This window comes from Burkholderia sp. HMSC10F09 (assembly GCF_001806955.1).
Taxonomy (GTDB): Bacteria; Pseudomonadota; Gammaproteobacteria; order Burkholderiales; family Burkholderiaceae; genus Burkholderia; species Burkholderia multivorans.
Genome location: NZ_KV786589.1, coordinates 1 through 7,579, shown reverse-complemented (window position 1 = coordinate 7,579; position 7,579 = coordinate 1). Strand labels below are relative to the sequence as shown.

The 7,579-nt window shown below is 69.0% G+C and carries 7 protein-coding genes and 1 pseudogene; all 8 read right to left on the bottom strand.

From position 1 onward, the window contains the following. A pseudogene (flhF, locus tag HMPREF3115_RS06340) lies at positions 1 to 191 on the bottom strand (flagellar biosynthesis protein FlhF); the annotation flags it as partial. Continuing rightward, on the bottom strand, positions 188 to 2,290 hold the full coding sequence (gene flhA, locus HMPREF3115_RS06335) for a flagellar biosynthesis protein FlhA (protein WP_006410632.1): 2,103 nt from the start codon (positions 2,288 to 2,290) through the stop codon (positions 188 to 190). The gene flhA and the pseudogene flhF, both read right to left, overlap by 4 nt. Continuing rightward, the gene (gene flhB / locus HMPREF3115_RS06330; RefSeq protein ID WP_006408234.1) at positions 2,287 to 3,486 is read right to left on the bottom strand and encodes a flagellar biosynthesis protein FlhB; all 1,200 of its coding nucleotides are present in this window, start codon (positions 3,484 to 3,486) and stop codon (positions 2,287 to 2,289) included. Before flhB ends, flhA begins: the two co-directional genes overlap by 4 nt. Before the next feature lie 238 nt (positions 3,487 to 3,724). Further along, complete coding sequence (locus HMPREF3115_RS06325) at positions 3,725 to 5,017, bottom strand: DUF3443 domain-containing protein (RefSeq protein WP_070553767.1); 1,293 nt, start codon at positions 5,015 to 5,017, stop codon at positions 3,725 to 3,727. A gap of 16 nt (positions 5,018 to 5,033) precedes the next feature. Next, positions 5,034 to 5,537, bottom strand: a complete 504-nt coding sequence (locus tag HMPREF3115_RS06320) for a DUF2844 domain-containing protein (RefSeq protein WP_070553766.1) — start codon at positions 5,535 to 5,537, stop codon at positions 5,034 to 5,036. Positions 5,538 to 5,729: 192 nt separating this feature from the next. Continuing rightward, positions 5,730 to 6,461 carry a protein phosphatase CheZ gene (cheZ, locus tag HMPREF3115_RS06315; RefSeq protein ID WP_006401388.1) on the bottom strand — a complete coding sequence of 244 codons (732 nt, stop codon included), beginning with the start codon at positions 6,459 to 6,461 and terminating at the stop codon, positions 5,730 to 5,732. A 1-nt stretch (position 6,462) separates the two neighbouring features. Continuing rightward, positions 6,463 to 6,858 carry a chemotaxis response regulator CheY gene (gene cheY, locus HMPREF3115_RS06310; protein WP_006401389.1) on the bottom strand — a complete coding sequence of 132 codons (396 nt, stop codon included), beginning with the start codon at positions 6,856 to 6,858 and terminating at the stop codon, positions 6,463 to 6,465. Positions 6,859 to 6,925: 67 nt separating this feature from the next. Beyond that, the coding region (locus HMPREF3115_RS06305) for a chemotaxis protein CheB (protein WP_305367001.1) at positions 6,926 to 7,579 on the bottom strand (654 nt) is incomplete at its 5' end.

The window sequence follows — 7,579 nt, the reverse complement described above, 5'->3', positions numbered from 1 at the left end:
AGGCGCGCTCGCACGGCAGCGGCGGCCGACGGTGCGACCGCGGCCAGTTCGGCGTCGGCGAGTGCGACGATTTCGACGCTGCCGTCATCGAGCGCGCGGTTCGACAGCACGACGGCGTCGGCGCCCAGCGCCTCGCGCACCAGACGAAGCGCGTCGCGGCTCGTCGCGCCGGTGAATTTGCGAATGTTCAAGCGGAACCCCCGATGACGTTAACAACCTTGATCGTGCGTGTATCCGGCACTTCGGCATACGACAGCACTTTCAATTGCGGCAGGCTGCGGCGCAGGAAGCGCGCAAGCATCGCGCGCAACGCGTGCTGCACGAGCAGCACGGGCGGCAGCCCGAGATTCTGTTGACGCAGCATCGCCTGTTGCGTGCCGGTCAGAAGCGTGTTCGCGAGGCCGGGCTCGAGGCCCGGATTCGCGCCGGTCGCGAGCGCCTGCGACAGCACGCGCTCGAGATTCGCGTCGAGCCCCATCACCTGCATGTCGCCCGTGCCCGGATACCACTGCTGCGTGATCGCGCGGCCGAGCGCGAGGCGCACGGCGGCCGTGATCTCGTATGCGTCGCCGCGGCCCGCATGCTCGGACACGGCCTCGAGGATCGTGCGCATGTCGCGGATCGGCACGCCTTCGTCGAGCAGGTTCTGCAGCACCTTTTGCAGCGTCGTCAGCGAGACCGTCTTCGGCACCAGATCCTCGACGAGCGACGGCGCGTCCTTGCCGGTGCGCTCGACGAGCGCCTGCACTTCCTGCCGGCCGAGCAGCTCGGCCGCGTGCTGGACGACCAGATGGTTCAGGTGCGTCGCGACCACGGTGCTCGCATCGACGACCGTGTAGCCGTACACCTGCGCCTGCTCGCGCATCGCGACGTCGATCCACACGGCGGGCAGCCCGAACGCCGGATCCTGCGTCGCGGCGCCCGGCAGCGCGGCCGTCACCTGCCCCGGATTGATCGCGAGCCACTGGCCCGGAAACACTTCGCCCGTGCCGATCTCGACGCCCTTCAGCGCGATCCGGTACGCGTTCGGACGCAGTTCGAGGTTGTCGCGGATATGGATCACCGGCGGCAGGAAGCCGATTTCCTGCGCGAATTTCTTGCGGATGCTCTTGATCCGCTTGAGCAGCTCGCCGTCGCTGTTGCGATCGACGAGCGGAATCAGCCGGTAGCCGACTTCGAGGCCGAGCGGATCGATCAGCTGCACGTCGTCCCATGTCGCTTCGTGGCTGTCGGACGGCAGCGCGGCGGGCGGTGCGATCTCGGTCACGTCGCCGGCCGCCTTGCGTGCGGCCGCGCGCTTCGTCTGCGTGCGGGCAAGCCAGATCGCGCCGGCGCCGAGCGCGAGAAACGCGAAGTGCGGCATGCCGGGGATCAGCCCCATCAGCACGATGATCGCGCCCGTGATCGTCAGCACGCGCGGGTTCGTGAACAGCTGGCCGGTGATTTGCGTGCCAATGTCCTCGTCGGTCGCGACGCGCGACACGATCACGCCGGCCGCGGTCGAGATCACGAGCGACGGAATCTGCGCGACGAGGCCGTCGCCGATCGTCAGCAGCGTGTAGTTCTTGCCCGCGGCCGCGAAGCTCATGTCGTGCTGGATCATCCCGACGATCAGGCCGCCGATCACGTTGATCGCCATGATGATCAGGCCGGCGATCGCATCGCCGCGCACGAACTTCGACGCGCCGTCCATCGAGCCGTAGAACTCGGCCTCCTGCGCGACGGCCTGGCGGCGCTTGCGCGCCTGCTCCTCGTTGATGAGGCCCGCGTTCAGATCGGCGTCGATCGCCATCTGCTTGCCGGGCATCGCGTCGAGCGTGAAGCGCGCGGACACTTCGGCGATGCGCCCCGCGCCCTTCGTGATCACCATGAAGTTGATGATCATCAGAATCACGAACACGACGATGCCGACCGCGAAATTGCCGCCGACGAGGAAGTGGCCGAACGCCTCGATCACCTGGCCGGCCGCGTCCGGGCCCGTGTGGCCTTCGAGCAGCACGACGCGCGTCGACGCGACGTTCAGCGACAGCCGCAGCAGCGTCGAGAACAGCAGCACGCTCGGGAATGCCGCGAAGTCGAGCGGCTTCATCGTGTACATGCTGACGAGCAGCACCATCACCGACAGCGCGATGTTGAACGTGAACAGCAGATCCAGCAGCAGCGGCGGCAGCGGCAGGATCATCATCCCGAGGATCATGCAGATCAGGATCGGCCCGGCCAGCGCGCGCAGGTTGGTGCCGGCAAGCAGGTTCGCGCGCTTCGCGAAGAGCCCCGTGGTCGGCGTGCTCATGCGGCGCCTCCGTGCGTGCCGAGCGCGTCTTCGGCCTCGTCGCGCGCGTCGTCGGCGGACACCGTCGCGCCCTTGTCGAGCTCGGCCGGCACGTCGAGATCGACGGGCGCGGCCGGGAACGCGCCGCCTTCGGCGCGGAAGCGCTTGAGCTGATAGACCCACGCGAGCACTTCGGCGACGGCCGAATACAGCGCGCCCGGAATCTCGCGTTCGAGTTCGACGTTGTGATAGAGCGCCCGCGCGAGCGGCGGCGCCTCGAGCAGCGGCACGTTGTGCTCGGCCGCGAGCTCGCGGATGCGCGCGGCGACGAGGTTCACGCCCTTCGCGACGACCTTCGGCGCGCGCATCTCGCCGTCCGCGTACTGCAGCGCGACCGCGAAGTGCGTCGGGTTCGTGACGACGACGTCCGCCTTCGGCACGGCCGCCATCATCCGGCGACGCGCGATCGCGCGCTGCTGCTGGCGAATCCGCCCCTTCACGTGCGGATCGCCTTCGTTCTCGCGGTGTTCGCGCTTCACTTCTTCCTTCGTCATGCGCAGCTTCTTGTTGTACTGCCAGAGTTGATACGGGACGTCGAGCGCGGCGACGACCAGCATCCCGGCCACCGTCGTGCCGCAGCACACGGCGACCAGATGCAGCGCGTCGACGAGCGCCGTATCGAGCGGCTGCGTCGCGAGCCCGAGCAGTTCGTCCTTGCTGCGCCAGATCGCGACGCCGCCGATGCCGCCGACGACGAGCGTCTTCGCGATCGACATGCCGAGCTGGATCGGCCCCTGGATCGAGAAGATGCGGCCGAGACCCGCGACCGGATTGAGCCGGTCGAACTTCAGCTCGAAGGTTTTCGGCGAGATCAGCCAGCCGCCGAGCGCCATCGGCGCGAGCAGCGCGGCCGCGCCGGTCAGTGCGAGGATCGGCAGCAGCGCGGCAAGCCCCTCGAGGCTCGCGCTGCCGGCCGCCGACAGCATCCGGTGCGTGTCGAATGCGGTCGCGCGGTCGAACGCGAACGCGCCGCGCAGCATCGCCTGCAGATGCGCGCCCGCCGGTCCCGCGAGCAGCCACGCGCCGTAGAAGCCCGCCGCGAGCAGCGCGAACGAAGCCAGCTCGCGCGAACGCGCGACCTGCCCCTCCTCGCGCGCCTTCTCGCGGCGTCTCGGAGTGGCGGCTTCGGTCCGGTCGAGATCGCTCTCGTCTGCCACGGGGCCTCCAGTCGGCTACGGCTACGGCGGAATGCCGCTTTTCACTGACAGCGATTATTGATGGACGCGTCAACCGCCGATCGGTCGAGCAAAGCCGGGAAAGGGGGGTATTTCTGCGAATCGGGCGGGCGCGATCGCCCGCCCGGCGCGGTTCGACGGCGGGTGCCTGCGTGTCGCGCGCGGATGAAAAAAGGGGGCGACCGAGTCGCCCCCTTTTCGGTACGGCCGGCCGGGCCGCTCAGAATGCGACGTAAGGCGCTGCGCCGCCCATCGACCGGCGGTCCATGCCGAAGTAGATCGTCTTGCCGTAGAAATGCGGCAGGCCGAGATCGAGCCATTGCGACGAGCCGAACGGGCCGGCGATGTCGTTGAACGCGAACGTCGACGTGTTCGCGAACACCGCGTCCGCGTTCACGACCGGCATCGTCACGCCGGCCGACGTGCCGTTCTGGCCGGTCAGCGTCGCCGAGTAGGTCGTCGTCGACGTCGGGCAGTAGAACGACGTGTTGCGCGAACAGACCGCCTGCGAGGCGTCGTCGAAGAAATACGCGTTCGAGCCCGTATCGAAGAACGCCGTCACGGTGCGGCCGAGGAACGTCGCGGTGACGTCGCCGGCCGTCGTCGACGTCAGCGTCGACGAAGCGCCGAGCGCGTTGTTGCTCTGCGTGCCGATGCCGAACGTCAGCAGGCCCGTCGCGCTCGCCTGCCCGCTGTTCGAGATGTTCGGCATCTGCACGATCACGCCGTTGTTGTCGGTCGCGAAACGATGGACCGGATTCGCGACCTGCTGCGCGAGCGGCACGAGCGTGACCGTACAGCTCGCATTGCCGTTCGGGCACGCGTAGTAGTTGTTGTCGGACGATGTCGACGTCACGCAGTTGTCGCCGCAGTCGTACGGTGCGGGCCCGATGCCCAGAATCCCGTTTGCGCCGAGCGTGCCGGCCGAGTTCGCCGATGTGTTGCCGTTCGTGCAGGACGTCGGCACGTTCGAGGTGCCGAGATCGCCGATGATCTGCACCGGCAGCGACGACGCCTGTTCGGAGCCGATCGACAGGTCGACCGTGCGCACCGAACCCCAGGTGTAGCTCGACACGAACTTGCCGCATTCGGCGAGCGGCGCGCCGCCGCTCGTCGTCTGCGGCAGGCTGCCGAGCAGGCCCGATACCGCGGTGCCGACGAGCCTCAGGCCGTACGACGCAGTGTCGACGAGCACGTTGTTGACGACCTGGCAATTCGTGGTGCCCGGCGCACAGACCGTCACGCTGACCGTCGGAATGTTGATGACGCTCGCGACGCCGGAATTGACCGTGATGACGGCCGTGTTCGCGGTGTTGGCCGTGCCGCCGCCCGAGCCGGAGCCGCCGGTGCCGCCCGATCCGCCGGTACTGCCGCCGCCCGTCGAACTGCCGCCGCCTGCGGCACTACCGCCGCCGTCCCCATCGCCGCCGCCGCACGCGACGACCGTCAACGCCGTCGCGATCGCCAGACCTGCGACGCCGACCCAGCGGATGAAAGTACGAGGAATTCGCAAGATCGTTCTCCCGCAGTCACTGGATGTCGTTGCCGGTCAGCCCGGCGGGCAGTGCGTTCGGGAGCCATGCCTGGCCCGAGAACGCGCCCATGTGGCCGCCCGTGCGGATCACGAGCCCGCTGGTCGCGACGGACACCGGCGCGCGCCAGCCGCGTGCCGCGTGCGCGGCTTCGACGCCGGCCGTGTACTGCGGGAAATAGCTGCCGAGCAGCGACGCGAGATCCGGTACCGTCGGCCCGCGCCATGCGAGACCGAACACGGTGCCCGCGCTCGAGGTGTATTCGTGGATCACGGTGCCGGAACCGAGCGTGATCTCGCGCATCGTGTACGCGGCCGCGCTCGTCGGCGCGCCGTTGGCCGAGCGCATCGCGCGCTGCATCGCGCGCACGGTGGCCGCCGGATCGTTGGCGGGCGGCGACATCGGCGCCCCGCCCAGTTCGGCGTACGCGTGGGTCGCCCACAGCACGCCCGTTGCAACTGCCGCGTGCGCGGCAGCCCTGCCCAAACGTTTCAGCTTCACGTTCCCCCCCAGGGACTGGCGTCGACGCGGGCGCCGCCGCCCGCGATCGCGATGATCGTATGAATGACGCTGCGTTGCTGCTGACGCGTAGTATGCCCGCGGAGTGTGTCCAAGTGTCAATTCCGCACGGAAATGCCGACGCGCGGCCGCCGCCCGGGGGGACGGCGCGGCCGCGACGCTCGACGCGCCGTGTCAGAAGCCGAGGCTGGCGAGCAGGTCGTCCACCTGCGCCTGGTCCTGCACGACGTCGGGCTTGCCTTCCGGCGCGATCTGCGGGCCGTTCAGCAGCGACTCGGGGCTGCCGGTCGCGCTCGTCTTCTCGGCCGCGAGCGCAGCGGCCGTCGCCGCGAACTGCTCGCGCCGTTCCGGCGCAATATTCTCGACCAGCACGGTCAGCAGCTGCTGCTCGATCAGGTAGACCATGTCCATGATCTTCTTGATCACCTGGCCGGTCAGATCCTGGAAGTCCTGCGCGAGCATGATTTCGAGCAGCTGGGCGTTGGTCGCCGAGGTCGCGTCGGGCAGCGCGCGCAGGAACGCGCGCGTGTCGTCCATCAGCTCGCGCACTTCCGCATGCTCGATCGGTGCCGCATACCACTGCGCCCAGCGCGCGTCCAGTGCCTCCGCTTCGTTCTGGACGCGCTCCTGCACCGGCTTGGCGATCTCGATCGCGTTCAGCACGCGCTCGGCAGCCTGCTCGGTCATCGTCGCGACGTAGCGCAGCCGGTCGCGTGCATCGGGCACCGCTTCCGCCGCGCGCTCGACGTGCTTGTCGAGCCCGAGCTCGCGCATCGAGTCGCGCAGCGTGCGCGTGAGCTGGCCGATGCGCGCGAGGATGCGGTCGCTCGCGAGATCGGCGCCTTCGGGCTGGCTGTCGCCGCCGAACGGCGCATCGCCCGGCGCGGCATGGATCGGCTCGTTCACGTCAGCTCCCGGCCTTGGCCATCTTGTCGATGATCTTGTTCAGCTTCTCGTCGAGCGTCGCGGCCGTAAACGGTTTCACGACGTAGCCGCTCGCGCCGGCCTGCGCGGCCGCGATGATGTTCTCCTTCTTCGATTCCGCGGTGACCATCAGCACCGGCAGATGCGCGAGCGACGCGTCCGCGCGGATTTCCTTCAGCATCGCGAGGCCGTCGAGGTTCGGCATGTTCCAGTCCGAAATCACGAAATCGAAGCCGCCGCCGCGCAGCCGCGCAAGACCGGCCGCGCCGTCCTCGGCCTCGTCGACGTTCGTATAGCCCAGTTCCTTGAGCAGGTTGCGGACGATCCGGCGCATCGTCGGGAAATCGTCCACCACCAGGATTTTCATGCTCTTGTCCATCGTCGTTCCTTTCCAGATTCGTTTCCGTCCGGGCGCGCGTCATCGCACGCGTCCCGCGACATTCCATTCAGACGCGCTGCACGCGATCGCCCATCGTCGCGAGCCGCGCCATCACGCGGCGGCTCATTTCCGCCAGCGGCGCGACCTCGTCGGCGGCGCCGAGCGCGATCGCCTCGCGCGGCATCCCGAATACGATGCAGCTCGCCTCGTCCTGCGCGAACGTATGCGCGCCCGCACGCTTCATCTCGAGCAAGCCGGCCGCGCCGTCGCGGCCCATCCCCGTCAGAATCACGCCGAGCGCGTTCTTGCCCGCATGCGTCGCCGCCGAGCGGAACAGCACGTCGACCGACGGCCGGTGACGGTTTACCGGCGGCTCGTCCGAGAGCTGCGCGATGTAGTTCGCGCCGCTGCGCGCGAGCAGCAGGTGCGCATGGCCGGGCGCGATGTACGCATGGCCCGGCAGCACGCGCTCGCCGTGCTCCGCTTCCTTCACCGCGATCCGGCACAGTCCGTTGAGCCGCTGCGCGAACGACTTCGTGAAGCCGGGCGGCATGTGCTGCGCGATCAGCACGGCCGGCGCATCGGGCGGCAGCGGCGTCAGCACCTCGCGGATCGCCTCGGTGCCGCCCGTCGACGCACCGATGATGATCAGCTTCTCGGTACTGACGAGCGGGTTGTTGACCATCGGCGCAGCCGGGTGCCCGCCCGCCGCGCGGGCGGC

What these genes read in the sequence shown, in the direction of transcription:
- cheY (WP_006401389.1), bottom strand. Translation starts at nt 6,858, where the DNA reads ATGGACAAGAGCATGAAAATCCTGGTGGTGGACGATTTCCCGACGATG.
- flhA (WP_006410632.1), bottom strand. Translation starts at nt 2,290, where the DNA reads ATGAGCACGCCGACCACGGGGCTCTTCGCGAAGCGCGCGAACCTGCTT.